This is a genomic window from Curvibacter sp. Hmag1.1, assembly GCF_059769165.1.
On the sequence record NZ_JBMBGX010000002.1, the window covers coordinates 3,553,374 to 3,579,554 of the forward strand.

At 60.3% G+C, this 26,181-nt stretch carries 29 protein-coding genes; 22 read left to right on the forward strand and 7 right to left on the reverse strand.

What is annotated here, in order from left to right; all coding sequences use genetic code 11:
* Positions 1 to 21 precede the first annotated feature (21 nt).
* From lpxD to ACOAP0_RS17285, 11 genes are all read left to right on the forward strand, one after another.
* Complete coding sequence (gene lpxD / locus ACOAP0_RS17235) at positions 22 to 996, forward strand: UDP-3-O-(3-hydroxymyristoyl)glucosamine N-acyltransferase (protein WP_498377801.1); 975 nt, start codon at positions 22 to 24, stop codon at positions 994 to 996.
* Positions 993 to 1,433, forward strand: a complete 441-nt coding sequence (gene fabZ, locus ACOAP0_RS17240) for a 3-hydroxyacyl-ACP dehydratase FabZ (protein ID WP_087497042.1) — start codon at positions 993 to 995, stop codon at positions 1,431 to 1,433. The genes lpxD and fabZ overlap by 4 nt, the downstream gene beginning before the upstream one ends.
* Before the next feature lie 10 nt (positions 1,434 to 1,443).
* On the forward strand, positions 1,444 to 2,238 hold the full coding sequence (lpxA, locus tag ACOAP0_RS17245) for an acyl-ACP--UDP-N-acetylglucosamine O-acyltransferase (protein WP_498377430.1): 795 nt from the start codon (positions 1,444 to 1,446) through the stop codon (positions 2,236 to 2,238).
* Positions 2,239 to 2,302: 64 nt separating this feature from the next.
* Positions 2,303 to 3,436 (forward strand): lipid-A-disaccharide synthase, encoded by a 1,134-nt coding sequence (gene lpxB / locus ACOAP0_RS17250; RefSeq protein WP_498377802.1) that lies wholly within the window; start codon positions 2,303 to 2,305, stop codon positions 3,434 to 3,436.
* A complete protein-coding gene (gene rnhB / locus ACOAP0_RS17255) occupies positions 3,408 to 4,046 on the forward strand; it encodes a ribonuclease HII (RefSeq protein ID WP_498377431.1) in 639 nt (212 codons plus the stop codon). Before lpxB ends, rnhB begins: the two co-directional genes overlap by 29 nt.
* Positions 4,047 to 4,053: 7 nt before the next feature.
* Positions 4,054 to 4,824, forward strand: a complete 771-nt coding sequence (locus ACOAP0_RS17260; protein ID WP_498377432.1) for a TrmH family RNA methyltransferase — start codon at positions 4,054 to 4,056, stop codon at positions 4,822 to 4,824.
* 181 nt (positions 4,825 to 5,005) lie between these two features.
* Positions 5,006 to 6,175 carry a glutamine-hydrolyzing carbamoyl-phosphate synthase small subunit gene (gene carA / locus ACOAP0_RS17265; protein WP_498377433.1) on the forward strand — a complete coding sequence of 390 codons (1,170 nt, stop codon included), beginning with the start codon at positions 5,006 to 5,008 and terminating at the stop codon, positions 6,173 to 6,175.
* A gap of 5 nt (positions 6,176 to 6,180) precedes the next feature.
* Positions 6,181 to 6,843, forward strand: coding sequence for a leucine efflux protein LeuE (leuE, locus tag ACOAP0_RS17270; RefSeq protein WP_498377434.1), 663 nt, complete (start codon positions 6,181 to 6,183; stop codon positions 6,841 to 6,843).
* Positions 6,844 to 6,894: 51 nt separating this feature from the next.
* Complete coding sequence (gene carB / locus ACOAP0_RS17275; protein ID WP_498377435.1) at positions 6,895 to 10,149, forward strand: carbamoyl-phosphate synthase large subunit; 3,255 nt, start codon at positions 6,895 to 6,897, stop codon at positions 10,147 to 10,149.
* Between the two features lie 196 nt (positions 10,150 to 10,345).
* Positions 10,346 to 10,822: a transcription elongation factor GreA gene (gene greA, locus ACOAP0_RS17280; RefSeq protein ID WP_087497048.1), complete on the forward strand. Its 477-nt coding sequence runs from the start codon at positions 10,346 to 10,348 to the stop codon at positions 10,820 to 10,822.
* Complete coding sequence (locus ACOAP0_RS17285) at positions 10,822 to 11,262, forward strand: DUF4149 domain-containing protein (RefSeq protein ID WP_498377436.1); 441 nt, start codon at positions 10,822 to 10,824, stop codon at positions 11,260 to 11,262. The genes greA and ACOAP0_RS17285 overlap by 1 nt, the downstream gene beginning before the upstream one ends.
* A gap of 45 nt (positions 11,263 to 11,307) precedes the next feature.
* Here the strand turns inward: ACOAP0_RS17285 and ACOAP0_RS17290 are convergent, their stop codons facing one another.
* On the reverse strand, positions 11,308 to 11,781 hold the full coding sequence (locus tag ACOAP0_RS17290; RefSeq protein ID WP_087497050.1) for a YhbY family RNA-binding protein: 474 nt from the start codon (positions 11,779 to 11,781) through the stop codon (positions 11,308 to 11,310).
* Positions 11,782 to 11,799: 18 nt separating this feature from the next.
* On the opposite strand from ACOAP0_RS17290, the gene ACOAP0_RS17295 reads away from it, so the two are divergent.
* From ACOAP0_RS17295 to ACOAP0_RS17330, 8 genes are all read left to right on the forward strand, one after another.
* Positions 11,800 to 12,486, forward strand: coding sequence for an RlmE family RNA methyltransferase (locus ACOAP0_RS17295; RefSeq protein ID WP_498377437.1), 687 nt, complete (start codon positions 11,800 to 11,802; stop codon positions 12,484 to 12,486).
* A gap of 132 nt (positions 12,487 to 12,618) precedes the next feature.
* Positions 12,619 to 14,532, forward strand: coding sequence for an ATP-dependent zinc metalloprotease FtsH (ftsH, locus tag ACOAP0_RS17300; RefSeq protein ID WP_498377438.1), 1,914 nt, complete (start codon positions 12,619 to 12,621; stop codon positions 14,530 to 14,532).
* 65 nt (positions 14,533 to 14,597) lie between these two features.
* Complete coding sequence (gene folP / locus ACOAP0_RS17305; protein ID WP_498377439.1) at positions 14,598 to 15,506, forward strand: dihydropteroate synthase; 909 nt, start codon at positions 14,598 to 14,600, stop codon at positions 15,504 to 15,506.
* 18 nt (positions 15,507 to 15,524) lie between these two features.
* Positions 15,525 to 16,856, forward strand: a complete 1,332-nt coding sequence (glmM, locus tag ACOAP0_RS17310) for a phosphoglucosamine mutase (RefSeq protein ID WP_498377440.1) — start codon at positions 15,525 to 15,527, stop codon at positions 16,854 to 16,856.
* A 3-nt stretch (positions 16,857 to 16,859) separates the two neighbouring features.
* Positions 16,860 to 17,360: a GNAT family N-acetyltransferase gene (locus tag ACOAP0_RS17315; RefSeq protein ID WP_498377442.1), complete on the forward strand. Its 501-nt coding sequence runs from the start codon at positions 16,860 to 16,862 to the stop codon at positions 17,358 to 17,360.
* Positions 17,361 to 17,392: 32 nt separating this feature from the next.
* Positions 17,393 to 17,668 (forward strand): hypothetical protein, encoded by a 276-nt coding sequence (locus ACOAP0_RS17320; protein ID WP_498377443.1) that lies wholly within the window; start codon positions 17,393 to 17,395, stop codon positions 17,666 to 17,668.
* A 14-nt stretch (positions 17,669 to 17,682) separates the two neighbouring features.
* Positions 17,683 to 18,183 carry a hypothetical protein gene (locus ACOAP0_RS17325; protein WP_498377444.1) on the forward strand — a complete coding sequence of 167 codons (501 nt, stop codon included), beginning with the start codon at positions 17,683 to 17,685 and terminating at the stop codon, positions 18,181 to 18,183.
* A gap of 32 nt (positions 18,184 to 18,215) precedes the next feature.
* Positions 18,216 to 18,602, forward strand: a complete 387-nt coding sequence (locus tag ACOAP0_RS17330; protein WP_498377445.1) for a hypothetical protein — start codon at positions 18,216 to 18,218, stop codon at positions 18,600 to 18,602.
* A gap of 41 nt (positions 18,603 to 18,643) precedes the next feature.
* Here the strand turns inward: ACOAP0_RS17330 and arsA are convergent, their stop codons facing one another.
* The 6 genes from arsA to ACOAP0_RS17360 form a co-directional block, all read right to left on the reverse strand.
* Positions 18,644 to 20,416: an arsenical pump-driving ATPase gene (arsA, locus tag ACOAP0_RS17335; protein WP_498377446.1), complete on the reverse strand. Its 1,773-nt coding sequence runs from the start codon at positions 20,414 to 20,416 to the stop codon at positions 18,644 to 18,646.
* A 3-nt stretch (positions 20,417 to 20,419) separates the two neighbouring features.
* Positions 20,420 to 21,154, reverse strand: a complete 735-nt coding sequence (arsH, locus tag ACOAP0_RS17340; protein WP_498377447.1) for an arsenical resistance protein ArsH — start codon at positions 21,152 to 21,154, stop codon at positions 20,420 to 20,422.
* Complete coding sequence (gene arsC / locus ACOAP0_RS17345; protein ID WP_498377448.1) at positions 21,132 to 21,551, reverse strand: arsenate reductase (glutaredoxin); 420 nt, start codon at positions 21,549 to 21,551, stop codon at positions 21,132 to 21,134. Before arsC ends, arsH begins: the two co-directional genes overlap by 23 nt.
* Positions 21,548 to 22,255: an aquaporin gene (locus ACOAP0_RS17350; RefSeq protein ID WP_498377449.1), complete on the reverse strand. Its 708-nt coding sequence runs from the start codon at positions 22,253 to 22,255 to the stop codon at positions 21,548 to 21,550. Before ACOAP0_RS17350 ends, arsC begins: the two co-directional genes overlap by 4 nt.
* Positions 22,252 to 22,752: an arsenate reductase ArsC gene (locus tag ACOAP0_RS17355; RefSeq protein WP_498377450.1), complete on the reverse strand. Its 501-nt coding sequence runs from the start codon at positions 22,750 to 22,752 to the stop codon at positions 22,252 to 22,254. Before ACOAP0_RS17355 ends, ACOAP0_RS17350 begins: the two co-directional genes overlap by 4 nt.
* Positions 22,753 to 22,859: 107 nt before the next feature.
* Positions 22,860 to 23,213, reverse strand: a complete 354-nt coding sequence (locus ACOAP0_RS17360) for an ArsR/SmtB family transcription factor (RefSeq protein WP_313866190.1) — start codon at positions 23,211 to 23,213, stop codon at positions 22,860 to 22,862.
* Between the two features lie 205 nt (positions 23,214 to 23,418).
* Between ACOAP0_RS17360 and ACOAP0_RS17365 the strand changes: the two genes are divergently transcribed.
* From ACOAP0_RS17365 to ACOAP0_RS17375, 3 genes are read left to right on the forward strand one after another with little or no spacing between them, the layout of a single operon-like run.
* Positions 23,419 to 24,192 carry a GNAT family N-acetyltransferase gene (locus ACOAP0_RS17365; RefSeq protein WP_313869372.1) on the forward strand — a complete coding sequence of 258 codons (774 nt, stop codon included), beginning with the start codon at positions 23,419 to 23,421 and terminating at the stop codon, positions 24,190 to 24,192.
* On the forward strand, positions 24,192 to 25,067 hold the full coding sequence (locus ACOAP0_RS17370) for a UDP-2,3-diacylglucosamine diphosphatase (RefSeq protein ID WP_313866191.1): 876 nt from the start codon (positions 24,192 to 24,194) through the stop codon (positions 25,065 to 25,067). The genes ACOAP0_RS17365 and ACOAP0_RS17370 overlap by 1 nt, the downstream gene beginning before the upstream one ends.
* Positions 25,064 to 26,155 carry a glycosyltransferase family 4 protein gene (locus ACOAP0_RS17375; RefSeq protein WP_498377451.1) on the forward strand — a complete coding sequence of 364 codons (1,092 nt, stop codon included), beginning with the start codon at positions 25,064 to 25,066 and terminating at the stop codon, positions 26,153 to 26,155. The genes ACOAP0_RS17370 and ACOAP0_RS17375 overlap by 4 nt, the downstream gene beginning before the upstream one ends.
* Positions 26,156 to 26,181 lie beyond the last annotated feature (26 nt).

The following is a 26,181-nucleotide window of genomic DNA, read 5'->3' on the forward strand; positions in this document are numbered from 1 at the left end:
CCGGCCGTTCATGTGAAATCAATTTCTCTTGCTGCGCTCGTTGAACAACTGGGTGGCGAGCTTGTCGGGTCTGGCGATGTGTTGATTTCCGGACTGGCTCCCTTGGAGTCAGCTACCGACAAAGACATCAGTTTTCTCAGTAACCCCAAATACCAGCAGCAAGTTACACAGTCGCATGCGGGCTGTGTGATTGTGGGCCCCGCTATGGCGGCATTGGCATCGGCCCGTGGGCCTTGCATCGTTACACCCAATCCGTACCTATATTTCGCCCGTTTGACGCAGCTTTGGCGGAAGCGGACGGCGCGTGATGTTTCCGGTATTCCGAGCATTCATCCCAGCGCGGTTGTAGACCCCGAGGCCCATATTGCTGCAACGGCCCGCATCGGACCTTTGTGTGTCATCGAGGCCGGCGCAACGGTAGGTGAGGGCACCGTATTGAAGTCCCGTGTCACCTTGGGCGAGGATTGCCATATCGGGGACCGTTGCACCGTGCATTCGGGGGTGGTTATCGGTGCGGACGGTTTCGGCTTTGCGCCTGACGGCGGGCGCTGGGAAAAAATTGAACAGCTGGGTGCAGTCCGCATCGGAAACGACGTGGAAATCGGTGCCAACACCTGCATCGACAGAGGTGCGTTGAGTGACACCATCATCGAAGATGGTGTGAAGCTGGACAACCTGATCCAGATCGGTCACAACGTGCGCATAGGGGCGCATACCGCCATGGCAGGTTGTGTCGGTATCGCAGGTTCTGCGACCATCGGGTCTCACTGCACGGTAGGTGGCGGCGCAATCATTCTGGGGCACCTCACCCTGGCTTCCGGTGTGCACATCTCGGCAGCTACCGTGGTCAGCAAGTCGATTAACAAGCCGGGCAACTACACCGGCATCTTTCCGCTCGATGAAAATGCAAACTGGGAACGCAACGCAGCTTCTTTGAAGCAGCTTCATAGTTTGCGCGACCGAATTAAAACCTTAGAAAAAGAGAACAAGCCATGATGGATATCCACAAAATTTTGAAGCAACTGCCGCATCGCTACCCCTTCTTGTTGGTGGATCGTGTGCTGGAGTTGGACAAAGGCAAGACCATCAAGGCGCTGAAGAACGTCACCATCAACGAACCTTTTTTTGAAGGCCACTTCCCTCATCGGCCGGTGATGCCGGGTGTGTTGATGCTCGAAGCATTGGCTCAGGCAGCAGCGCTATTGGCATTTGATGCCCTGGACACTGCGCCCAACGACCAGATGGTCTATTACTTCGCTGGCATCGACGGCGCCCGCTTCAAGCGTCCTGTTGAGCCGGGTGACCAGCTTCACTTGAATGTGGAAATGTTGCGCATGAAGGCCGGAATTTTCAAGTTCAAGGCCAGTGCTACGGTGGGCACCGAGTTGGCTTGCGAAGCCGAGTTGACCTGCGCTATGCGCGCTATCAGCTAAGGGGTGGGGCGTGTCAAACGTTCACCCTACCGCCATCGTAGCGCCCGATGCTGAGCTCGACAGCTCGGTCACGGTCGGTCCTTACACCGTCATCGGGCCTCATGTGCGAATCGGTGCCGGCACCACGGTGGGACCGCACTGCGTGATCGAGGGGCACACCACCATCGGTGAGAACAACCGGATATTCCAGTTCAACTCCCTGGGGGCGATTCCGCAAGACAAGAAATACGCCGGTGAGCCCTGCGAACTGATCATTGGCGACCGCAACACCATTCGTGAGTTTTGCACCTTCAACATCGGCTCCCCCGGGGATGCCGGCGTTACCAAAGTGGGAAACGACAACTGGATCATGGCCTACGTTCATCTTGCACACGACTGCATGGTGGGCAATAACGTGATTTTTGCCAATAACTCCCAGCTTGCCGGCCACGTGCATGTGGGCGACTGGGTGATTCTGGGTGGCTTCACCGTGGTGCACCAGTTTGTCCGTTTGGGCGCGCACAGCATGAGCGCTATGTGCTCCTTGCTGTTCGCGGACCTGCCTCCGTTTGTGATGTGCCAAGGCCAGCCGGCCGGCGCGCGGTCCATGAACTTCGAAGGTCTGCGTCGCCGTGGCTGGACCCCGGAGCGCATTTCCGGCGTGAAGGCGATTCATAAAGCTTTGTACCGGGACGACCTAACGCTGGAGCAGGCCAAAGAGCGCATTGCCACCATGGCCTTGGAGCGCCCTGAAACTGCGCCTGACGTGGCGATGATGAACGACTTCCTGGCTGGCGTATCCGCGAACCGCGGCATCGTGCGCTGAGCGTTAGCGTTCACTGCTTGTGATGGACAGCAGCCCCTGTGCGAAGGATGCGCCTGTCATCGCGATGGTGGCGGGCGAGGCTTCCGGCGATTTGCTGGCGGGGCTGCTACTGGCAGGCGTGCGTCAACGCTGGCAGGGAGCGATCGCTCACGGCATAGGCGGCCCGCAGATGGCCAAGCTGGGCTTCCAAGCTTGGTGGCCACACTACAAGTTGGCAGTGCATGGCTTCAGCTGGGAGCTGTTGCGACGTTACCGTGAAATCGTGGGTATCCGCGCTGCAATGGGTGATCGGCTTTTGGCCCATAAGCCGGATGTGTTCATTGGCGTCGATGCGCCTGACTTCAATCTTGATCTGGAGGCCCGCCTCAAGGCTCAGGGGGTCAAGACGGTGCATTTCGTGTGCCCCTCTATCTGGGCCTGGCGCCCGGAGCGGGTGGAAAAATTGCGCCGCAGCACCGACCATGTGCTTTGCATTTTTCCCTTCGAGCCGGAATTGCTCGCCTCACATGGGATCGCCGCGACCTATGTGGGACATCCTTTGGCCAATGTCATTCCGATGGAGCCGGACAGGGCAGCCGCGCGCCGCGGGCTGGGCCTATCCGACACTGACGAGGTGGTAGCCATTCTGCCGGGCAGCCGCCAGTCGGAAATCCGTCACTTGGCTTCCAGGTTCTTTAGGGCTGCAGCGCTTATCCAATCTGCGCGACCAGCTATCAAATTCATAGTGCCAGCAGTTCCCGGTTTGCTGCCTGAAATAGAAGCGATTGCGCTGCGCAGTGGCATGGCCGGGCGCTTGCAGCTACTGACAGGGCAGTCCCACACGGCCTTGGTCGCCTGTGATGTCACCCTGATTGCCAGCGGCACCGCCACCTTGGAGGCCGCCTTGTTCAAGCGCCCCATGGTGATCGGGTACCACATGTCCTGGTTGTCGTGGCAGATCATGCGCCGCAAGCGGTTGCAGCCCTGGGTGGGCTTGCCCAATATCTTGTGCCGTGACTTTGTGGTGCCTGAGCTGCTGCAGGATGCAGCCACTCCGGAAGCAATCGCGGCCGGCGTTCTGCAATGGTTGGATGCGGCGCGTCAAGAGCCTGCGAAAATAGCTGCTCTCGAATCCACCTTCCGAGCGCTGCACACCGAGTTGCTGCGCGACACCGCCGCCCTTGCCACCGATGCCATTGAAAAAGTCCTCCAAAGCTAAAAGCACCGTCGCTGCCAAGGTGCGGCAAGTGGCCTTCAGCTGGGACATTCCGGGACTGGTAGCCGGAGTGGATGAGGCCGGTCGCGGCCCCTTGGCCGGGCCGGTAGTGGCTGCTGCTGTCATTCTGGATGATCTGCGTCCGATTGCGGGATTGAACGACTCCAAGAAGCTCAGCGCTGCGCGCCGAGAAAAGCTCTTTGACGAAATTCGCGCCAAAGCCCTGTGCTGCTCCATCGCACAGGCCAGTGTGGAAGAGATCGACGAGATCAATATCCTGCAAGCTACTTTGCTCGCCATGCGTCGCGCGGTAGAAGGTCTGCGCCTCAAGCCGGCCAAGGTGCTGGTCGATGGCAACCGCCTGCCGGTACTGGATGTGTTGGCTGAAGCCATCGTCAAGGGCGATGCCACGGTGCCCGCCATTTCTGCTGCCTCCATCCTCGCCAAGGTCACCCGCGACCGTTGGTGCGCCGAGTTGGACGCTCGATACCCCCAATACGGCTTTGCCACCCACAAGGGCTATGGCACTGCCGAACACCTGGCCGCCTTGCAGACCCACGGTGCCTGCCCGGAGCATCGCAAAACCTTTGCGCCGGTGATCCGCGTGCTCTGAAGCCTTTATGACCGAACCCATCCTCATCAGCTCCCGCGAGAACACGCTCCTCAAGGAGCTGCGCAAGCTCAGCACCGACAACACTGCGTACCGCAAGGCGGGGCGCTTCTGGATTGAGGGTGACCACTTGTGCAGTGCCGCACTGGCGCGGGGTGTAGTCCCATCAGTGCTGGTGGTTTCTGAGTCATTTATGCCACTGGCGCCCGTGGAATATGCGCGAGCAGCTATCAAAACGGTAGTAATTCCGGACGCCGTGTTCCGCGAAATCAGTGGGTTGGAGTCGCCTGCCAAGGTCGGTTTTTTGGTGGATTTGCCGGAGGTTGTAGGCATCGAACCTATGGCCGCCACCGTCATTCTCGACCGGGTGCAGGATGCCGGGAACGTGGGGTCCATCCTGCGAAGTGCAGGGGCCTTCGGTTTTCGTCAGGTGCTCGCGCTCAAAGGATCGGCCGCGCTCTGGAGCCCCAAAGTATTGCGGGCAGGGATGGGCGCGCACTTTGGCCTTCGATTGATCGAGGGGCTGGAGCTGCAAGACTTGGATGCGTTGAAAGTGCCCTTGGTCGTGACAAGTTCACACCAAGGCGATCTGGTGCAAAAGCTGGACTTGCCTCACCCCTGTGCATGGGCCATGGGGCACGAAGGGCAGGGCGTCTCCGAGGCGCTCATGGCCAAAGCCTCGGTTTTCGCGCGCATTGGTCAGCCGGGCGGGGAAGAGTCCCTCAATGTGGCAGCGGCAGCGGCCATTTGCTTGCATGCAAGCAGCTTGAAGCTTGCCTGAAACTGAATTCGGGTTTGCCCTCGGCTATAATCAGAGGCTTTCCAGAAAACAGCCGTCCCAAGCGCACCTCTGCACATTCCCTCGTAAAAAGCACCCGCCAGGAGTCACCTCCCGCGCGGCACCCGCCAAGAGCCTGTCTTGAGCGCGTTTGGGCGTACCCGTAAAACATTCGGAGAAACCAGTGCTTTTGTCTCTCAAGGGAACCACCCCACCCGCCATCCTGGCGCTCGCAGACGGCACGGTCTACATTGGCAATTCCATTGGAGCCGCAGGCTCTACCGTCGGTGAAGTCGTGTTCAACACCTCCATGACCGGCTACCAGGAGATCCTCACCGATCCCAGCTATTGCCAGCAGATCGTCACCCTGACCTACCCCCATATCGGCAACTACGGTGTCAACCCCGAAGACGTGGAGTCCAACAAGGTCCACGCCGCCGGCTTGATCATCAAGGACCTGCCATTGGTGGCCAGCAACTTCCGCAAGACCCAGACGCTGACCGAGTACCTGGTCGCTGAAGGCACCGTGGCGATTGCCAACATCGACACCCGCCAGCTGACCCGCCAGCTGCGCACGCAAGGCGCGCAAAACGGCTGCATCATGGCATTGGCTGCCGGCGAAACGGTGACCAAGGAAGCCATTGAAAAAGCCGTGACTGCCGCCAAAGGCGCGCCCAGCATGGCGGGCTTGGATTTGGCCAAGGTGGTTTCCAGCGCCAGCAGCTATGCGTGGACGGAGGCTGAATGGACCCTGGGCCAAGGCTACGGCCAGCAAACGGCTCCCAAGTTCCATGTCGTGGCCTATGACTTCGGTGTGAAGAAAAACATTCTGCGCATGTTGGCCGAGCGCGGCTGCAAGGTCACTGTGGTGCCTGCGCAAACCTCCGCTGCTGATGTGCTCAAGCTCCAGCCAAACGGCATCTTCCTATCCAACGGCCCTGGCGACCCAGAGCCTTGCGATTACGCGATTGCCGCGGCCAAAGAACTGATCGAAACAGGTACTCCTACTTTTGGCATTTGCCTGGGCCACCAAATCATGGCGCTGGCCAGCGGTGCCAAGACCTTCAAGATGAAGTTCGGCCACCACGGTGCCAACCATCCAGTTAAGGATCTGGATAGCGGCCGCGTGTCCATCACCAGTCAGAACCATGGCTTTGCGGTGGATGAGAAGTCCCTGCCTGCCAACCTGCGCCCCACGCACGTCAGCTTGTTTGACGGCACCTTGCAGGGTCTGGAGCGCACTGACAAGCCGGCTTTCTGCTTCCAGGGGCACCCTGAAGCATCGCCGGGTCCGCACGACATCGGCTACCTGTTTGACCGCTTCATCACAGAGATGGAAAAGAAGGCAGGCTGAGCAGCATGAGCTTCTACGGCGTCACTGATCTCTGGACCTACGTGATAGGCGCTTTGGGCATCATTTTGTTGCCCGGGCCGAATTCATTGTTCGTGCTGTCAGTGGCTACCGTGCGCGGAGTCAAGGCCGGCTACCAGGGCGCCATGGGCGTGTTTGTAGGTGACACCATCTTGCTGCTACTCACTGCGCTGGGGGCAGCAGGTTTGTTGCGTACTTACCCTGCCTTGTTCATGGTGGTGAAGTACGCGGGTGCTGCCTACCTGACTTGGGTAGGTGTCAACCTCGTGATCGCAGCCATCCGCAAATGGCGCAGCGAGGCTCCGGTTGCGGCCGAAGCTGCCGTCGCAGAAGCCGCAAGCAACTTGCAACAGCCTTTCAAGCGGGCGCTGGTGATCAGCTTGCTGAACCCCAAGGCGATTCTGTTCCTGCTTTCCTTCTTCGTGCAGTTCATCGATCCCGGTTACGACACCCCGGCTGTGCCATTCCTGATTCTGAGCGCCATCATCATGGTGTTCAGTGCTATGTATCTGTCTGCCCTGATTTTTGCAGGCGCCCGCCTGGCCCAAGGTTTCAGCCGTCGGAAGCGGCTGAGCGCCACCTTGTCCAGTGCTGTGGGTGGCCTGTTTGTCTGGTTCGGCGCCAAGTTGGCAACCGCCAGCCTGAACTGACCCCGATTGATTTGATTAAAAAGTAAAAAGCCCAAAAGCTAAGAGTCCACCATGCCAAAACGTACCGACATCAAAAGCATTCTCATTATCGGCGCCGGCCCCATCATCATCGGGCAGGCCTGTGAGTTCGATTACTCCGGCGTGCAAGCATGCAAGGCTTTGCGTGAAGAGGGCTACAAGGTCATTCTGATCAACAGTAACCCTGCCACGATCATGACCGATCCGGCCACGGCGGATGTGACTTATATCGAGCCCATCACCTGGCAAACGGTGGAGAAGATCATCGCCAAGGAAAAGCCTGACGCGATCCTGCCCACCATGGGCGGCCAGACCGCGCTGAACTGCGCACTGGACCTCTGGCACCACGGCGTGTTGGACAAGTACAAGGTCGAGCTGATCGGCGCAACGCCTGAAGCCATCGACAAGGCGGAAGACCGCCTCAAGTTCAAAGACGCCATGACCAAAATCGGTCTGGGTTCTGCGCGCTCAGGTATTGCCCACAGCATGGAAGAAGCCTGGGCGGTGCAAAAGACGCTGGGCTTCCCCACCGTGATTCGCCCCAGCTTTACCTTGGGTGGTACCGGTGGCGGTATCGCCTACAACTCCGAAGAATTCGAAACCATCTGCAAGCGCGGCTTGGAGGCTTCGCCTACCAACGAGCTGCTGATTGAAGAATCTTTGCTCGGCTGGAAAGAGTACGAGATGGAAGTGGTGCGCGACAAGGCGGACAACTGCATCATCGTTTGCTCGATCGAAAACCTGGACCCCATGGGCGTGCACACCGGCGACTCCATTACCGTGGCACCCGCACAGACCTTGACTGACAAGGAATACCAGATTTTGCGTAACGCCTCTTTGGCTGTGCTGCGCGAAATCGGTGTGGATACGGGTGGATCGAACGTGCAGTTTTCCATCAACCCCAAAGACGGCCGCATGGTGGTGATCGAGATGAACCCGCGCGTGTCGCGTTCCTCCGCACTGGCCTCGAAGGCGACGGGTTTCCCGATTGCCAAGGTCGCGGCCAAGCTGGCGGTGGGCTTCACGCTGGACGAACTGCGCAACGACATCACCGGTGGTGCTACCCCCGCGTCGTTCGAGCCTTCCATCGACTATGTGGTCACCAAGATTCCGCGTTTCGCGTTCGAAAAATTCCCCGCTGCCGACAGCCGCCTGACTACGCAGATGAAGTCGGTGGGTGAGGTGATGGCCATGGGTCGTACCTTCCAGGAGTCTTTCCAGAAAGCCTTGCGCGGCCTGGAAGTGGGCGTGGACGGCATGAACGAGAAGACCCAAGACCGTGAAGTGCTGGAAAAAGAGTTGGGCGAACCCGGCCCCGAGCGCATCTGGTACGTGGGCGATGCCTTCGCCCAAGGTATGAGCGTGGACGAAGTGTTTGCGTTGACCAAAATCGACCCATGGTTCTTGGTGCAGATCGAGCAGATCGTGAAGCTGGAACTCGAAATCGAACGTCTGCCCCAGCCGGCCAGCGGCTCTGCGCTGGACAAGATTGATGCGCCCACACTGCGTGCTTTGAAGCAAAAAGGCTTCTCGGACCGCCGCTTGGCCCGCCAGTTCAAGACCACCGACAAGGCCGTGCGCGAGAAGCGCCGCGCTTTGGGGGTACGCCCGGTTTACAAGCGCGTGGACACGTGTGCCGCCGAGTTCGCCACTAACACGGCTTACATGTATTCCACGTACGAGGCAGATGGCTCCGAGTGCGAAGCTGCGCCAACCGACAAGAAGAAGATCATGGTGCTTGGCGGTGGCCCCAACCGTATCGGCCAGGGTATCGAGTTTGACTATTGCTGCGTGCACGCTGCCTTGGCCATGCGCGAAGACGGTTACGAAACCATCATGGTCAATTGCAACCCCGAAACCGTATCGACCGACTACGACACTTCTGACCGTCTGTACTTTGAACCCCTGACTCTCGAAGACGTGCTGGAAATCGTAGACAAGGAAAAGCCGGTCGGCGTGATCGTGCAGTACGGTGGTCAGACGCCTTTGAAGTTGGCGCTGGACCTCGAAGCCAACGGAGTGCCCATCATCGGCACCACACCCGACATGATCGACGCAGCCGAAGACCGTGAGCGCTTCCAGAAGCTGCTGCACGCCCTGAACTTGCGCCAACCGCCCAATGCCACTGCCCGTACTGAAGCTGAAGCGCTGGAAAAGGCAGCTGCTCTGGGTTACCCGCTGGTCGTCCGCCCCAGCTATGTGCTGGGTGGCCGCGCGATGGAAATCGTGCACGAGCAGCGCGACCTGGAGCGCTACATGCGCGAAGCCGTGAAGGTGAGCAACGACAGCCCCGTTTTGCTGGACCGCTTCCTGAACGACGCTATTGAGTGCGATGTGGATTGCATCCGTGATGCGACCGGCGACACCTTCATCGGTGGCGTGATGGAACACATCGAGCAAGCCGGCGTGCACAGCGGCGACTCCGCGTGCTCCTTGCCGCCCTACAGCCTGCATGCAGACACCGTGACCGAGATCAAGCGCCAGACCAAAGCCATGGCCGGTGCCCTGAACGTGGTTGGTTTGATGAACGTGCAGTTCGCTATCCAGAACGTGGACGGCAAAGACGTCATTTACGTGTTGGAAGTGAACCCTCGCGCCAGCCGCACCGTGCCATTTGTCTCCAAGGCCACGGGCATCCAATTGGCCAAGGTGGCTGCACGTTGCATGGCTGGCCAGTCTTTGGCGAGCCAGGGCATCAGCAAGGAAGTGACTCCGCCGTACTTCAGCGTGAAAGAAGCCGTGTTCCCCTTCGTCAAGTTCCCCGGTGTGGACACCATCCTCGGACCTGAGATGAAGTCCACCGGTGAGGTGATGGGTGTGGGCAAGACCTTTGGCGAAGCCTTTGTGAAGAGCCAGTTGGGTGCGGGCGCCAAGTTGCCACGCGGCGGCAAGGCTTTCATCTCGGTGAAGCAGACTGACAAGCCCCGCGCTGTCGAAGTGGCGCGAAAACTGGTGTCCCTGGGCTTTGAAGTGGTGGCGACCAAAGGCACCGCGGCGGCCATTAACGCTGCTGGTGTGACCTGCGGTGTGGTCAACAAGGTGACCGAGGGTCGCCCACACATCGTGGACATGATCAAGAACGAAGAAATTTCCATGGTGGTGAACACTGCGGAAGAGCGCCGCAATGCGATTGCCGATTCGCGTTTGATCCGTACTTCCGCCTTGCTGGCCCGCGTGACCACCTACACCACCATTGCGGGTGCTGAGGCTGCCGTAGAGGGCATGAAGTATCTGGACAGCTTGGGCGTGATCTCTGTGCAGGAAATGCACGCAGAACTCACTGCTTAAACTTTTCAGGTTTTACCGCCGGGTCGTCCCAAGGTAAATCGCGGCCCCCTCGGTGGGGCAGCGCAGCCAACGAAGTGGCAAGCGTGGGAGCCCAATAACTTGGCATAATCGAGGCCAACCGCATAGGACAGTGCCGCGCGCAAGCGCCGCACTGTCCTTGTACTTTGAGGCTCCATAAAACCTGGCTAGAGACACCATGGCAACCTATCCCATTACCAAGCGCGGCGCTGAAATGCTCAAGGCCGAGCTGCACAAACTCAAGACCGTAGAGCGTCCCTCGGTAATCCAGGCGATTGCCGAAGCCCGTGCGCAGGGCGACCTGAGTGAAAACGCGGACTATGATGCCGCCAAAGAGCGCCAAGGCTTTATTGAAGGCCGCATTCAGGAGGTCGAAGGCAAATTGTCTGCCGCCCAAGTGATCGATCCGTCCACCATCCAGGCCGACGGACGTGTGGTGTTCGGTGCCACGGTCGAGCTGGAAGACGAAGACAGTGGCCAGCAGGTCAAGTACCAGATCGTCGGGGAAGACGAGGCGGATCTGAAGCAAGGTCTGATCAACATCAGCAGTCCGATTGCCCGAGCCCTAATCGGCAAAGAAGTTGGCGATACCGCCGTCGTGCAAGCCCCCGGTGGCGAGCGCGCCTACGAGGTCGTTGCGGTTCACTACATCTGATGCGGCAACTCCCGGTCTGGTTGGCGGCAGCGTGGGCCATGAGCCTGACGATGCTGGGTTTTATGGTGGTGCCCATGTTGTTTGTGCACCTGCCTACCCCGGCCATGGCCGGCCAGATGGCGGCCAAACTCTTTAGTGCCCAGACTTGGATTTCAGTGGCTTCCGGTGCCATGCTTCTGATGACTTTCAGGTCAAATCGCCTGTTGGTGTCCGTGGAATCTGCGCGGGCAGCTACACTTTTTGTAGTGGGTGGTGTGTTGCTGGCCTTGTTGGTGGAGCTGGCAGTGGCACCCCGCATCGTTGCCCGAGAAAACTTGGCCTTGTGGCACCGCTTGGGTAGCGTGATGTACTTCGCGCAGTGGGTGTGCGCGCTGGTGGTGTTCAAGAAAATGATCAGTGCACTCTTGCCTGCGAATGCCGGGAGCGACGTTCAGGCATAAAAAAACCGGAGCTTTGGGCTCCGGTTATCAGTAGAAAAATCCGTATCAGGTCTGGCTGCGTTTCTTGACGCTGGTCTTTGGCTTCGGCTTGGCGCGCTTGATGTTGCCGCCGGGTGTGAGGCGCTGGTTACCCAGTACGCGCAGTGTCTTGACTTCGGGGCGGGTGCCTGGGCGGCCGAACTTCAAGACCTTGAAGTCACGAGGGCCGGGCATGCGGTCTTCGTCAACCGCTTTTTCCTTGGCCGGCTTGGGGCGCCAGAGCACCAGCAGTTTGCCGATGTGCTGGATGGGCGCAGCATTGAGTTCTTCCGCCAGGGTTTTGAACATCTCGTCGCGGGCAGTGCGGTCATCAGAAAACACGCGGACTTTGATCAGTCCGTGGGCGTTCAGGGCAGCGTCGATTTCTTTTTTTACGTTGGCAGTCAGGCCATCGCCACCGACCAGAACCACGGGGTCCAGGTGGTGGGCTTCAGCGCGGTGTTCTTTGCGCTGAGCGGGTGTCAATTGGATTTGAGGCATGTGGGTATTATCAACGCAATGAAAACGCAGAGCAAAAGTAACAAGCCCGATAACAAGGCGGGCAACAAAAAGGTCAATAAGGCATGGTTGCACGACCATATCAATGACCCTTACGTCAAGCTCGCAAACAAAGAGGGATATCGCGCCCGCGCAGCCTACAAACTCAAGGAAATTGACGAAGCCCTGCACCTGGTCAAGCCGGGGCAGTTGGTGGTGGACTTGGGGTGCACCCCAGGTGCATGGAGCCAGTACCTGCGCCGCCGCATGTCGCCTCAAGGTGCGGCGGTCGGTGAAATGAACGGCACCATCATCGGCCTGGATTTGCTCCCGATGGAACCCATTGAGGGGGTGACCTTTATCCAGGGTGACTTCCGGGAAGTCGAAACCTTGGCGAAGCTTGAAGCGGCCCTGGGCGGGCAGAAGGCGGATCTGGTGGTGTCGGACATGGCGCCTAACCTCTCAGGTATTTCGTCGGCTGATGCCGCGCGGGTGGAATACCTGGTTGAGCTGGCTATTGAATTTGCCCAGAACCACATGAAGCCCCAAGGGGCTTTGGTCGCAAAGGTGTTTCATGGCGGCAGTTACAACGAGGTGGTGCAGCGTTTCAAGCAGGCGTTTGTCACGGTCAAGCCGCTCAAACCTAAAGCCTCGCGCGACCGTTCGTCAGAAACCTTTCTTATCGGGCTGGGGCTCAAGGGTTTTTGAGCCTGAGTTGACTAAACCCATGCAGTTTCTATGGCCGCGATAGCGTAAAAAACGGTGCCGCTTGCTTGAAAGGCCTAAAATGGGTCCCATGTACGCGGAGCACGGGCCTTCGCGTCCTTATTGGAGCTTCGCTTGAATAATCAGTGGTTTTCTAAAGTTGCAGTGTGGTTGGTGATCGCCTTGGTGCTGTTCACCGTGTTCAAGCAATTTGACTCACGCACGGCAGCGTCGGGCACGGTCGGCTATTCCGATTTCCTGGAGCAGGTGCGGAACAAGCAGATCAAGAGCGCCATCATCCAGGAAGGGCAGGGCGGAACCGAGATCCTGGCCGTCACAGCTGACGACCGCAAGGTACGCACCACGGCCACTTACCTGGACCGCGGTCTGGTGGGTGACCTCATCAACAACGGCGTGAAATTTGACGTCAAGCCCCGCGAAGAAGGCTCTTTGCTCATGACCCTGCTGGTCAGCTGGGGCCCCATGTTGCTGTTGATCGGCGTGTGGGTGTACTTCATGCGGCAGATGCAAGGCGGCGGCAAAGGCGGAGCTTTCAGCTTCGGCAAGAGCAAGGCCCGTTTGTTGGACGAAAATACCAATACCGTGACTTTTGCCGACGTGGCAGGCTGTGACGAAGCCAAAGAGGAAGTGAAGGAAGTCGTCGACTTCCTAAAGGACCCCAGCAAGTTTCAGAAACTCGGCGGACGCATACCTCGCGGTTTGTTATTGGTGGGCCCTCCCGGTACCGGCAAGACTTTGCTGGCTAAGTCGATTGCCGGTGAAGCCAAGGTGCCTTTCTTCAGCATTTCTGGCTCCGACTTCGTGGAGATGTTCGTTGGCGTGGGTGCATCCCGTGTGCGCGACATGTTCGAGAACGCCAAAAAGAATGCACCCTGCATCATCTTTATCGATGAAATTGACGCCGTAGGCCGTCAACGTGGTGCTGGCTTGGGTGGCGGCAACGATGAGCGCGAACAGACCCTGAACCAGATGCTGGTGGAGATGGACGGCTTTGAGACCAACGTCGGCGTGATCGTGGTGGCTGCTACCAACCGCCCTGACATTCTGGACGCCGCTTTGCTGCGCCCCGGCCGTTTCGACCGTCAGGTCTACGTGACACTGCCCGACATCCGTGGCCGTGAACAGATTCTGAACGTTCACATGCGCAAAGTACCCTTGGGCCAGGACGTGAGCGCCAGCGTGATTGCCCGCGGCACCCCCGGCATGAGTGGCGCTGATCTGGCCAACCTTTGCAATGAAGCCGCCCTGATGGCCGCGCGCCGCAATGCGCGACTGGTCGAAATGCAGGACTTCGAAAAGGCCAAGGACAAAATCATCATGGGACCTGAGCGCAAGTCCATGGTCATGCCCGAAGAAGAGCGCAAGAATACGGCCTATCACGAAGCCGGCCACGCCTTGATCGGCAAGATGTTGCCTAAGTGCGACCCGGTGCACAAGGTCACCATCATTCCCCGCGGCCGTGCCCTGGGTGTGACTATGAGCCTGCCTGCGCAAGACCGTTACTCCTATGACAGCGAATACATGCTGAATCAAATCAGCATGTTGTTCGGCGGCCGTATTGCCGAAGAAGTGTTCATGAACCAGATGACCACGGGTGCCTCCAACGACTTCGAGCGCGCGACATCGATTGCTCGCGACATGGTGACCCGCTACGGTATGACCGACGCCTTGGGCCCCATGGTGTATGCTGAGAATGAAGGCGAAGTGTTCCTGGGGCGCAGCGTGACCAAAACCACCAGCATGAGCGAGCAGACCATGCAAAAGGTGGACTCGGAAGTGCGCCGCATCATCGACCAGCAATACTCTTTGGCCCGCAAGCTGATTGAAGACAACCAGGACAAGATGCACGCCATGGCCAAGGCCCTGCTGGAGTGGGAAACCATCGACAGCGACCAACTGGACGACATCATGGCCGGCCGCGAGCCCCGTCCTCCCAAGGACTGGACGCCCCGTACTCCGCCCAACAGCGGTGGCGGCAGTGGTGGCGCCCCTGCCGTAGCGGCAGACCCCGCACCCAACGCGGCTTGATTCGCTAGCAATCACGTGACAACAGGGCCTTCGGGCCCTGTTGTCATTGGGGATAATCAAACGCTATGCATTGGCAAACCACCCGTTTCTCGCTTGACCTCAGCCGCCCACGCGTCATGGGGATTGTTAACGTCACGCCGGACTCGTTTTCTGATGGCGGCTTGCATGCGACTAGTCAGACGGCAATGGCGCATTGCGAGACTCTGCTCAAGGATGGTGCAGACATTCTGGACATTGGTGGAGAGTCCACCCGCCCTGGCGCGCCTCCAGTCTCGCAAGAGGAAGAGCTCGCCCGCGTTTTGCCGGTGATCCGACATGCGGTCACTCTCGGGGTGCCGGTGTCAGTGGATACCTATAAGCCGGCCGTCATGCAGGCTGCGCTGGACCTGGGCGCCGACATCATCAACGACGTGTGGGCGTTGCGCTGGGCGGGCGATGCACAGGACAAGACCGGCAAAGACGTCATCGCAGCGCACCCCAATTGCGGCGTGTGTCTGATGCACATGCACCGTGACCCACAGACCATGCAGGTCGCGCCCATGGAAGGTGACGTGGTGCCCCAAGTGCTATCATTTTTAGAGCTGCTCGCGCAGGATCTGCGTGCGCTAGGCATTGATCAGGCTCGAATTTGCCTCGATCCGGGCATTGGTTTCGGCAAAACGGTGCAACAAAATTTTTCACTCCTCGCACGCCAGGCACAGGCCGTTCCTCAAGGCTATGTGGTGTTGGCGGGATGGTCCCGCAAATCGTCGCTGGCGGCGGTCACTCACGCCTCTTTGGCGCAAGCGGCCGGCATGAACATCGAACTGCGCCGTGCGCCCAGCGTCACAGCAGCGGTGCTGGCTGTGCAGAACGGCGCGCATGTGGTGCGCGTGCATGATGTGCGTGATACGGTCAGCGCCCTGCGGGTGCTGGCTGCCATGCAGGCTGAAGAAATGCCCCCACGCTCCACAGCTGCTCCCGCAAATACATAACAGAACAGGAATTCCATCATGGGACGACAATATTTCGGCACCGACGGCATACGCGGCACCGTGGGCCAAGCCCCCATCACCCCCGACTTTGTGCTGCGGCTTGCGCATGCCGTAGGCCATGTGCTTAAGGAAACCGAGGCACGCCCCACGGTGCTGATCGGCAAGGACACCCGCATTTCCGGCTACATGCTGGAAAGCGCGCTGGAAAGCGGCTTCAACTCTGCGGGGGTGGACGTGGTGCTTTTGGGCCCCTTGCCCACACCTGGCGTTGCTTATTTGACCCGCGCGCAACGTGCTTCATTGGGCGTGGTGATCAGTGCCAGCCACAACCCGTTTGCCGACAATGGCATCAAGTTCTTCAGTGCAAAAGGCAGCAAGTTGCCTGACGCCTGGGAGCTGGCGGTGGAAGCTGCCCTTGAGAAACCACCCGTGTGGGTGGAATCCGCCCATTTGGGCAAGAGCCGCCGGCTTGACGATGCAGCCGGCCGCTACATCGAGTTCTGCAAGAGCACGTTCGCCAATGACTTGACCTTGAAGGGCATGAAGATCGTGGTGGACGCGGCCCATGGCGCGGCGTACCACATTGCGCCCAAAGTCTTTCACGAGCTGGGTGCCGAAGTGATTGCCATCGGCTGCTCGCCGGATGGGCTCAACATCAACAAAGGCGTGGGCGCCACCCACCCCGAAGCGCTGGTGCAGGCGGTCAAAGATCACCGCGCAGACTTTGGTGTGGCGCTGGACGGCGATGCCGATCGCCTGCAGCTGGTGGATGCGAATGGCCGCCTCTACAACGGCGATGAGCTGCTGTATTTGATGGCGGACGACCGCCTGGGCCGCGATGAACATGTGCCCGGTGTAGTGGGCACGCTTATGACCAACATGGCGGTGGAAGTGGCCCTCAAGGCCCGTGGTGTGCAGTTCGTGAGGGCCAAGGTGGGTGACCGTTATGTGCTCGAAGAGCTGGAAAAGCACAAATGGATCTTGGGTGGCGAGGGCTCTGGTCACTTGCTCGCGCTGGACAAGCACACCACCGGCGACGGGCTGGTATCCGCCTTGCAGGTGCTGCAAGCTTGCGCGCGTAGCGGCAAGACCGTGGCCGAGTTGCTGGCCGGCGTGACCCTGTTCCCCCAGACCCTGATCAATGTGCGTCTGACCCCCGGTCAGGACTGGAAGAGCAACACCCGCATGGCCGAAGAAACCAAAGCCGCTGAAGCCGCTTTGGGCGACAGCGGCCGTGTGCTTATCCGCGCCAGCGGCACCGAGCCACTGGTGCGCGTGATGGTCGAAGCTCGCAACGCGGCATTGGCCCAAAGCTGCGCCCAGCGCATTGCAGACACCTTGAAGGCCTGAGTCATGAGTCACCCTATTCGCGTCGTGCGTGCTAATTACGCCAACCCTGTACATGCAGCGGCGCTGGTCATGCTGCTGGACGCATACGCCAGCGACCCCATGGGTGGCGGTGAGCCCCTGAGCGACTTTGCAAAGGCGCAGTTGGTGCCGGCATTGGCGGCGCGTCCACAGGCCTACAGCGTGCTGGCCTTTGCGTCTACCGACGATTCCGTGCCCGTGGGTCTGGTGAACTGCATCGAAGGATTCTCGACCTTCAAATGCCTACCACTGGTCAACGTGCACGATGTAGCCGTGCTGGCGGGCTACCGCGGCCAACGCATCGGGGAACAGATGCTGGACTTGGTAGAGCACATCGCACGCGAGCGCGGCGCCTGCAAGCTCACGCTGGAAGTGCTGTCGGGCAACACGGGCGCCGAAAAGCTGTATCGCCGAGTGGGCTTTGCCTACTACGAACTGGACCCCGCGATGGGGCAGGCCGGCTTCATGCAAAAGTGGCTGGACTGACCAGCCAAACGCTGAATGGAAGAGGGCTCCCCATGTTCAAAATCTACTGGACCGACACCGAGGGCCAATCCCACGGCGCTGAGACCGCTGACCTGGTACAGGCCTTGCAGATCACTAAGGAAAAGCGCGATGCCGGCTACACCTTTGTGACCATGGCCAGCGAGAACCCGCAAAACGTGGGCAAGCAGGGCGTCGACGCCGTGGTGGACGGAAAAACCCCGGACGGCGAGGACTACGACTGGTCCAAAGCCGGTCGCGCGGGCAAGCCGCGCAGGGGTGACAAGGTCATCACGAACAAAGACCACTGAGCGCAGCACACCCGATGTCCAGCAGCCAATCCTTGACCGTGGCGGATGCTTTGAAATCCTTGCAAGACGCGGTACAAGCTGAAAACACCCTCATCGCCAGCAGAGTGACCTGGTATGTGACCTCACAGGCTTTTTTGCTGACTGCCTACGCCACCTCCTGGAACGCCCACTTCGGCTGGCCCGGTTTCTTTCATTGGGCCCTGCCGATTGCCGCCATCGTGCTGTCGGGGATCATCTTCACCTCCATTTACGCAGCCACCTGGGCCCAAGATATGTATCTGCGGGAGCAGACCCACCTCATTCGCCGTGCTCGTGGCGAGCTGGAGCTATCTGCTGCCGAGTTGTTGGCGCTCGATGTTTACGAACGCACCACCGTGCCGCAGCGTACGAACGCCCTTGGCCATGTCGTCGGTGCCCGCGTGCATGGGCTGGTGCGGATCACACCCTTGCTGCTGCCTGTTGGATTCAGTCTGATCTGGCTCTACGCCTTGATGCTGGCCCCACGACTCGGCTGAGTGATGGCATCTGCCTGAAAGCGATTTTTCCCATGCAACTGTTGTTTGCCCTTTACACCCTTGCCAGCCTCACGCACTTTGCGCATAACGCCGAATACATCGCGTTCTATCCCGGCTTGCCGGTGTGGATGACGCGGGAGTCGGTGTATCTGGCCTGGTTGACAGTAGCCGCAGTGGGCGGCCTGTCCTTGATCGCCAGCCGCTTGGGCTTGTGTCGGTGGGCAGCCGTTTTGTTGGTGGTTTATGGTTTGCTGGGCGTAGATGGTCTGTTGCACTACACCCTGGGCCTGTGCTCGGAGCACACGCTGGCAACCAACCTCACGATCTGGGCGGAAGTGCTGCTCGGTGTGACGCTGGCATGTGCGGCGGCGCTGCGTTTGAAGCGACTGGGTTTCCGCAAGGCAGCTGCCAGATTTTGAATAAATGTTGCCTGTAGCGCCCGATGAATATGCGCGAAAAGCTATGTTTTTGATAGCGTAGTCAATGTGCCCAGTGCGGCAAGCCCCACCGGCCGCTCGGCCATCCAGGGCACGACATAGCTGTGCTGAGACAGACCGTGGGCAATCCGGGCCATCTGCTTTTCTTCTCCGGCGAGTCGTGCTGCCAACAGCGGATCGCGTGTGCCGGCTGCGGACATGCTTTTGTTGATGACCCACGCATAGGGCTCAATCTTGGCGCGGCGCAGGTCGTCCTGCAGCGCGGCCGCTTGCGACACGGGCGTGATTTCGGGCAATGTCACCAGCACGATCTTGGTGTGGTTGGGGTCTTGCAGGCGCATCAGCGGAGTGACCAGGCGGCCGGGGTTGGCATCCCCGTACTCACGCAGCATCTGGCGGTGATAAGCGCCGGTGGCGTCCATCAGCAGCAGGCTGTGGCCAGTGGGCGCGGTGTCCAGCACTACGAAGGCACTGCGCGCCTCGCTCACGATGCGCGAGAACGCGTGGAACACGGCCACCTCTTCGGTGCAGGGGGACTGCAGGTCTTCGCGCAACAACGCAATGCCCTCAGCATCCAAGCCGGGTGACTTGGCAGCCATCACTTTGGCGATGTACTTTTCCGTCTCTGCCCTGGGGTCTATGCGGTCCACTTTCAGGCCGGGCAGCTTGCCATCCACCGTCACTTGCAGGTGGTCGGCGGGGTCGGTGGTGCTCAGGTGCACCGAGTGACCACGTTGCACCAATCCTGCGGCGATGGCAGCGGCAATGGTGGTTTTGCCCACACCGCCTTTGCCCATGACCATGATGAGTCCACGGCCCTGGGTAGCTAGTGCGTCGGTCAGCGCAGAGAGGGTATGGGTAGGGTGGATACCTGCATGCGCCGCTGCGGGTTGCACCCGAGCTACTGGTTCTTTGTTAGACAGAAGTGCACGCAGAGCAGACAGGCCCACGGTGTCAAACGCCCGCAGCGCAATCTGGTCTTGCGGCAAGGCTTGCAAGTGCGCCGGCATGGCGGCCAAGGCTTGGGCACCCAGTGCTTCAAAGGCTGTCGCCACCGCATCACCCGGGGCACTGGCATGAAACACCCCGTTGATGGCCAGGCGCTGGTTATGTAGCTCCAAGTCTTGCAGCTCCAGAGAGGTGCGCGCGGCCTCGGCAATCGCACCCGCATCCGGCCGGGTGACCAGCACCACGGTGGTTTGCGCTGCGTCGCTCAGGGTCTGCAAGGCTTGGGCAAAGCGGGCTTCCTGCATCTTCAGGCCCGAGTGCGGCCCGAGGCAGGACGCGCCCCGGTCGTTATCTGCCAGAAAGCCGGTCCAGGCTTTGGGCAGGCTCAAGAGGCGCAATGTGTGGCCGGTGGGCGCGGTGTCAAACACCACATGGTCATAGCCTGCAGCGTCGCCACTGAGCAGGTTGGCGAATTCGTCAAATGCGGCAATCTCGGTGGTGCAGGCACCGGACAACTGCTCTTGCACCTGGCTGCGCTCGGCCTCCGTACTGGTAGGGTCCATCTGCGCCAGCACACGGGCGCGGTAGCTTTGGGCCGCGTTGTCGGGGTCGATGTTGAGCACCGACAAGTCGGGCACACCAGGTACATGCACCGGGGTGTTGGCCAGGGTGATGCCCAGCATCTCGTCCAAGTTACTCGCTGCATCGGTGCTCACCAGCAGTACCTGCTTGCCGCTGTCGGCCAGCGCGATGGCGCAGGCGGTGGACAGCGAGGTTTTGCCCACGCCCCCCTTGCCGGTGAAGAACAGGTGGCGGGTGGGGTGCTGCAGGAGCTGAAGTGCGTTCATGGCTTACAGGCCACGCTGATTTACCCGCTTCATCAGTTGCTCAGCGCTCTCTTTGCGCTCCGAGTAGCGGTCCACCAGATAGGGCGTCGCGTCGCGGGTGAGCAGGGTGAACTTCATCAGCTCCTCCATCACATCGACCACGCGGTCAAAGTAGCTGGATGGCTTCATGCGGTCGTCGTCGCCGAATTCCATAAACGCCTTGGCGACCGAGCTTTGGTTGGGGATGGTGACCATGCGCATCCAGCGGCCGAGCACGCGCATCTGGTTGACGGCGTTGAAGCTCTGCGAACCGCCACTCACCTGCATGACTGCCAGCGTCTTGCCCTGGGTGGGACGCACTGCGCCGCTGTTGAGCGGTATCCAGTCGATCTGCGTTTTCATGATGCCGGTCATGGCGCCGTGCCGCTCGGGCGATGTCCAGACCATGCCCTCGCTCCACTGCGTCAGCTCGCGCAGCTCTTGCACCTTGGGGTGGGTGTCGGGTGCGTCGTCGGGCAGGGGCAAGCCGCTGGGGTTGAAGATGCGGGTCTCAGCCCCCATGGCCTGCAGCAGGCGGGCGGCTTCTTCGGTTAGCAGCCGGCTGAAGGACCGGGGCCGGAGCGAGCCGTAGAGCAGCGCGATGCGGGGCGCATGGGTGGACGGTGCCGGGCGCAGCGCGGCGGCATCCAGCAGGCGGAAGTGCGCGGCCTCCAGCTGGGGCAGGGTGCTCAGCAAATCAGACACGTTGGCCTTTGTCATTCACCACCGCTTCGCCATCTTCTTTGGTGAAGGCGGCTTGCTGGGCCTGGGGCAGGATGTCCAGCACCAGCTCCGACGGGCGGCACAGGCGGGTGCCCAGGGGTGTTTCCACCACGGGGCGGTTGATGAGGATGGGGTGGGCCAGCATGAAGTCCAGCAGCTCGTCGTCGGTCCACTTTTCGTTAGCAAGATCCAGCTCGGCATACGGCGTGCCTTTTTCGCGCAGCAGCTCGCGGGGGCCGGTGCCCATGGCCGCCAGCAATTCCTGCAGGCGAGCTTTGGTGGGCGGGGTTTTCAGGTACTCAACGACTGTGGGTTCCACACCGCTGTTGCGGATCATGGCCAATGTGTTGCGCGAGGTGCCGCAGGCGGGGTTGTGAAAAATGGTGATGCTCATACAGAAGTCTTCTTGGGGGAAAGTGCGTGGGCCAAGGCGACGCCGAGGGCCGCGCCCACGGTTTGCGCCAGCAAAAAGCCGATAGCGCTGGCCGGGGCGATGCCGGCAAAGGTGTCGCTGAACATGCGGCCCATGACGGCCGCCGGGTTGGCAAACGAGGTGCTGGCAGTGAACCAGTAGGCCGCGCCGATGTAGCAGGCCACCAGTGCGGGCGCTTTGCCCTCGGGTGCGCGCAGGATGGTGAACAGCAGCCCCCCGGTGGCGACCGCCTCGGCGACCCATTGGCCCCAGCCGGTGAGTTGGCCGGCAGCGTCCCAGCCGCCGCGCAGGTGCTGGCTGAAGTGCAGCAGCGGCAGCTCGAACATGGCGTTGGCCAGGGCTGCACCCGCCACCGCGCCGGAGAGTTGGGCTGCTATAAAAAGCGTAGCTGCTCGCGCACTATTGGCGTGCGCTAGCTGCCTTTTTGACCACATGACCAGGGTTACCAGCGGATTGAAGTGCGCGCCGCTGATGGGGCCCAGGCTTTCGATCAGGACGTAGAGTGCGAACACGGTGGCCAGGGTGTTGGCCAAGAGCGCTACGCCGTCGTTGCCACCACTAATGCGCTGGGCCATGATGCCCGAGCCTATGACGGCGCAGAGCAGGGCGGCGGTGCCTGTGAACTCTGCAAGCAGTTGCTTGGACAGTGGAGTCGGTTCGCTCATGCTGTTGCCAACTCCTTGGCCGTGCGCTGGAGCACCATGGCATCGAGCTTCTCTTCCGGCAGGTTAACCAACAGCTCCAATCGGCGATGGATGGCGTGCAGGGTGTTTTTGAAGGCTTCAGCCATTTCGGCATCGCTGCCGTCGCCCGCGGACGGGTCGGCATAGCCCCAGTGGGCGGTGGCGGGTTTGCCGGGCCAGAAGGGGCAGACTTCGCCGGCGGCGTTGTCACAGACGGTGATGATCAGGTCCATGTGGGGGGCGTCGGGCAGGGCGAACTCGTCCCAGCTTTTGCTGCGCAGGCCTTCCACGTTGATGCCGGCGTTGCGCAGGGTTTGCAGGCCGATGGGGTTGGGCTGCTGGTTCTCGCGCGGGCTGCTGCCTGCCGAGAAGCCTTGAAAGCGGCCGCCACCTATGTGGTTGAGAGTGGCCTCGGCCAGGATGCTGCGGGCCGAGTTGTGGGTGCACAAAAAGAGTACGTTGAGGGGTTTGGCAGACATGGTGGCTTCCTTTGCGAGTGGAACGTAAATGAAAGTTTTGCTATGAATTCAGGAGCTGCTTGCGCATGTTTTATGTGCGCTGGAAGCAGATTTGATATTTGCTATCTCTAGCAGGTGGTGCAAGCATTGGCCGTGATGCTCACCTCGCAGGCAGCGCCCTGGCAGCAGTGCTCGGTCAGGTAGGCCAGCACGCCGTTCATGCGGGCGAAGTTGGCGCGGTAAATCAGGTTGCGTCCGCGCTGTTCGCTGTCAATCAGGCCAGAGTGGGCCAGTTCCTTCAGGTGAAACGACAGGCCACTGGGCGTGGAGCCCAGTTGCTCCGCCAGTACGCCGGGGGTTAAACCGTCCTGCCCGGCCACCACCAGTGCCTTGAAGATGCGCAGGCGCTGGGCCTGCGCCAGGGCGGTCAGGGCTTTGAGAGTCCGGGCTTCGTTCGAAGCGGCATCGATGTCAGTGTTCATATTTCAATAATACTTGAAATATTGAATTGATCGACCTGACGAATGGCATGTCACGAAAACTTCACGCAACTGCCACGTCCGGGTCATGGCGTCTGACCACACTTCATGTTCATTGAAACCGCACTCACAGAAGGGGATAACAATGACAAGTACCGCCATCCACACCACGCCCACGCTGGCTTCGCCCACCATCCAGGCACCCGCCATGCCGGCAGCAGCGGTACCCATTGCCCTGAAACTGGCCGAGCGCGCCACCGGCATTGAAGTGCAGTGGGCCCGCCATCAGGACGATGTGCGTGCCGCCCAGCGCCTGCGTTTTGATGTGTTTGCCGGCGAGATGGGTGCCCGCCTGAACACTCCCTTGGCCGGACATGATGTCGATCTGTTTGACAACTTCTGCGAGCACCTGCTGGTGCGCGACCAGGCCACCGGTCAAGTGATAGGCACCTACCGCGTGCTGACCCCTGCCCAGGCCAAGCGCGTGGGCAGCTTCTACAGCGACACCGAATTCGACCTGACCCGGCTGCGTTCCTTGCGTGAGCGCATGGTGGAACTGGGCCGCAGCTGCGTGCACCCGGATCACCGCCACGGCGGCGTCATCATGGCGCTATGGGGCGCGTTGGCGGAGTTCATGGTGCGCAACCAGCTGGACTCCATGATCGGCTGCGCCAGCATCCCCATGCTGCACAACGGTGTGGTGAGCGGCGATGTTGCAGCCAGCATCTGGCGCCAGGTGCAAGCCACCCACCTGGCACCGATTGACTACCACGTGCGTCCCCGCTTGCCATTGCCGATTGAACAGCTGGACAGCACACTGGACGTGGAGCCGCCTGCATTGATCAAAGGCTACTTGCGCTTGGGTGCCAAAGTGCTGGGCGCGCCTGCCTGGGACCCGGATTTCAATACCGCAGACCTGCCGATGCTCATGCGCATCGCAGACCTGCCGGCCCGTTACCGCAAGCACTTCCTGGGGGCGTAATGCGCAGCACATTCGACGCCCTGGGAGCCAACTTGCATGGATTGGTGACGGGCGCCGAAGGCCCCGATACCGACGATGATGTGGGCCACCGCCGCTACCGCGCGGTGTTTGTGTCAGACATCCATTTGGGCACGGCTGGTTGCCAAGCCAAGCCGCTGCTGGACTTCCTGAAGCACCACCCCAGCGATAACCTGTATCTGGTGGGCGACATCATTGACGGCTGGCAATTGCGCCGCCGCTGGTTCTGGCCCCAGGCCCACAACGATGTGGTGCAAAAGCTGTTGCGCCGCGCCCGCAAGGGTTGCCGTGTGGTGTTCATTCCCGGTAACCACGACGAGTTTGCCCGCGCGTTTGTGGGCCACCAGTTCGGCGGCATCGAAGTGCACGATGACACGGTGCACACCACCGCCGACGGGCGAAAGCTCTGGGTCACCCATGGCGACTATTTCGACGCGGTGATTCAGCGCGCCAAGTGGCTGGCCTACACCGGTGACTATGCCTACGAATTCACCCTGCGGATGAACCGCCATTTGAACCATTGGCGTGCCCGCCTGGGGCTGCCCTATTGGTCGCTTTCGGCCTACTTGAAACACAAAGTGAAGATGGCCCTCAATTACGTGACGGACTTTGAAAAGGCCGTTGCACAAGAGGCCCGCAACCGGGGGCACGACGGCGTGGTGTGCGGCCATATCCACCGCGCTGAAATGCGCACGATTGACGGCACTTTGTATTGCAACGATGGTGACTGGGTGGAGAGCCGCACCGCGCTGGTAGAGCATATGGACGGTCAATTGGAATTGGTCCAATGGGGCGACACACCCGCCAAACCGGCAGCTGCCTTGTTGCCTGCACCCTTGCAGGGAACCGTGGCATGAAATTGGTTCTGGTAACGGATGCCTGGCTCCCGCAGGTGAACGGCGTGGTAACCACGCTGGTTGAGCTGGTGCGCGAGCTGGAGTCCTTGGGGCATGCGGTGCAAGTCATCCACCCCGGTTTGTTCCGCACCCGGCCTTGCCCCGGCCACGACGGCATCGACATCGCGGTGCGCCCGGCCAAGCCCCTGGCTGAAATGCTGGACGCCGCCAATGCAGATGCCATCCACCTGGCCACCGAAGGCCCGCTGGGTTGGGTTGCACGGAGTTACTGCCGCAAGCGCGGCTTGGCGTTCACTACGGCGTATCACACCCGGTTTCCCGAGATTCTGAAGGCTGCACTCAAAGTGCCTTTGTGGATCGGCTATGCGCTGTTCCGGCATTTCCACAAACCTTCTTCCGGTGTGCTGGTGCCGACCTCCGCCATGCTGCGCCTGCTGCATGACAAAGGCTTTCGCAATTTGCAGAGCTGGACGCATGGAGTGGATACCCACCTCTTCAACTACCAGGATGCTCCGCAGGTGTACGCGCCTCTGGGCGCGATGGCACGACCCGTGTCCTTGTTTGTAGGCCGGGCTTCGTATGAAAAGAACATCGAAGCCTTTTTGAAGCTCGATGTGCCGGGCACCAAGGTCGTATGCGGCGTCGGGCCGTTGGAAAAAGACCTGCGCGAGCGCTATCCCATGGTGCGTTGGTTGGGGGTGTTGCCACGTGCCGAGTTGGCGCAGGTGTATGCCGCGGCCGATGTATTTGTCATGCCCAGCCAGCACGAAACCTTCGGGTTGGTGATGTTGGAGGCCATGGCCTGCGGCACACCGGTAGCCGCCTACCCGGTGGAGGGCCCGACCGAAGTGGTGGGTGTGCCACCACAGGGCGGCGTAACGCACAGTGATTTGCAGCAAGCCTGGTATGGTGCGCTCAGCGTCCCACGCCATGAAGCACGCAGCCGGGCCCTGCAGTTCAGTTGGGCGTATGCTTCGCTCATGTTTGCGGGCCATCTGGTTCCTGCCCGCGCCGGCACACGTCTTCAGCGCGCAGCGGTTGGTGCGGTAGACGTCATAAATATGTCATCTGAAGCGTCAAAAATCTGACATCTATCAGTCATTTGAAAAACGCT

Excerpts from the sequence above, each read along its gene's own strand:
- fabZ (WP_087497042.1), top strand. The coding sequence starts at position 993 with ATGATGGATATCCACAAAATTTTGAAGCAACTGCCGCATCGCTACCCC.
- lpxB (WP_498377802.1), top strand. The coding sequence starts at position 2,303 with ATGGTGGCGGGCGAGGCTTCCGGCGATTTGCTGGCGGGGCTGCTACTG.
- rnhB (WP_498377431.1), top strand. The coding sequence starts at position 3,408 with ATGCCATTGAAAAAGTCCTCCAAAGCTAAAAGCACCGTCGCTGCCAAG.
- ACOAP0_RS17260 (WP_498377432.1), top strand. The coding sequence starts at position 4,054 with ATGACCGAACCCATCCTCATCAGCTCCCGCGAGAACACGCTCCTCAAG.
- leuE (WP_498377434.1), top strand. The coding sequence starts at position 6,181 with ATGAGCTTCTACGGCGTCACTGATCTCTGGACCTACGTGATAGGCGCT.
- carB (WP_498377435.1), top strand. The coding sequence starts at position 6,895 with ATGCCAAAACGTACCGACATCAAAAGCATTCTCATTATCGGCGCCGGC.
- greA (WP_087497048.1), top strand. The coding sequence starts at position 10,346 with ATGGCAACCTATCCCATTACCAAGCGCGGCGCTGAAATGCTCAAGGCC.
- ACOAP0_RS17285 (WP_498377436.1), top strand. The coding sequence starts at position 10,822 with ATGCGGCAACTCCCGGTCTGGTTGGCGGCAGCGTGGGCCATGAGCCTG.
- ACOAP0_RS17290 (WP_087497050.1), bottom strand. The coding sequence starts at position 11,781 with ATGCCTCAAATCCAATTGACACCCGCTCAGCGCAAAGAACACCGCGCT.
- ACOAP0_RS17295 (WP_498377437.1), top strand. The coding sequence starts at position 11,800 with ATGAAAACGCAGAGCAAAAGTAACAAGCCCGATAACAAGGCGGGCAAC.
- folP (WP_498377439.1), top strand. The coding sequence starts at position 14,598 with ATGCATTGGCAAACCACCCGTTTCTCGCTTGACCTCAGCCGCCCACGC.
- glmM (WP_498377440.1), top strand. The coding sequence starts at position 15,525 with ATGGGACGACAATATTTCGGCACCGACGGCATACGCGGCACCGTGGGC.
- ACOAP0_RS17315 (WP_498377442.1), top strand. The coding sequence starts at position 16,860 with ATGAGTCACCCTATTCGCGTCGTGCGTGCTAATTACGCCAACCCTGTA.
- ACOAP0_RS17320 (WP_498377443.1), top strand. The coding sequence starts at position 17,393 with ATGTTCAAAATCTACTGGACCGACACCGAGGGCCAATCCCACGGCGCT.
- ACOAP0_RS17325 (WP_498377444.1), top strand. The coding sequence starts at position 17,683 with ATGTCCAGCAGCCAATCCTTGACCGTGGCGGATGCTTTGAAATCCTTG.
- ACOAP0_RS17330 (WP_498377445.1), top strand. The coding sequence starts at position 18,216 with ATGCAACTGTTGTTTGCCCTTTACACCCTTGCCAGCCTCACGCACTTT.
- arsA (WP_498377446.1), bottom strand. The coding sequence starts at position 20,416 with ATGAACGCACTTCAGCTCCTGCAGCACCCCACCCGCCACCTGTTCTTC.
- arsH (WP_498377447.1), bottom strand. The coding sequence starts at position 21,154 with ATGACAAAGGCCAACGTGTCTGATTTGCTGAGCACCCTGCCCCAGCTG.
- arsC (WP_498377448.1), bottom strand. The coding sequence starts at position 21,551 with ATGAGCATCACCATTTTTCACAACCCCGCCTGCGGCACCTCGCGCAAC.
- ACOAP0_RS17350 (WP_498377449.1), bottom strand. The coding sequence starts at position 22,255 with ATGAGCGAACCGACTCCACTGTCCAAGCAACTGCTTGCAGAGTTCACA.
- ACOAP0_RS17355 (WP_498377450.1), bottom strand. The coding sequence starts at position 22,752 with ATGTCTGCCAAACCCCTCAACGTACTCTTTTTGTGCACCCACAACTCG.
- ACOAP0_RS17360 (WP_313866190.1), bottom strand. The coding sequence starts at position 23,213 with ATGAACACTGACATCGATGCCGCTTCGAACGAAGCCCGGACTCTCAAA.
- ACOAP0_RS17365 (WP_313869372.1), top strand. The coding sequence starts at position 23,419 with ATGCCGGCAGCAGCGGTACCCATTGCCCTGAAACTGGCCGAGCGCGCC.
- ACOAP0_RS17370 (WP_313866191.1), top strand. The coding sequence starts at position 24,192 with ATGCGCAGCACATTCGACGCCCTGGGAGCCAACTTGCATGGATTGGTG.
- ACOAP0_RS17375 (WP_498377451.1), top strand. The coding sequence starts at position 25,064 with ATGAAATTGGTTCTGGTAACGGATGCCTGGCTCCCGCAGGTGAACGGC.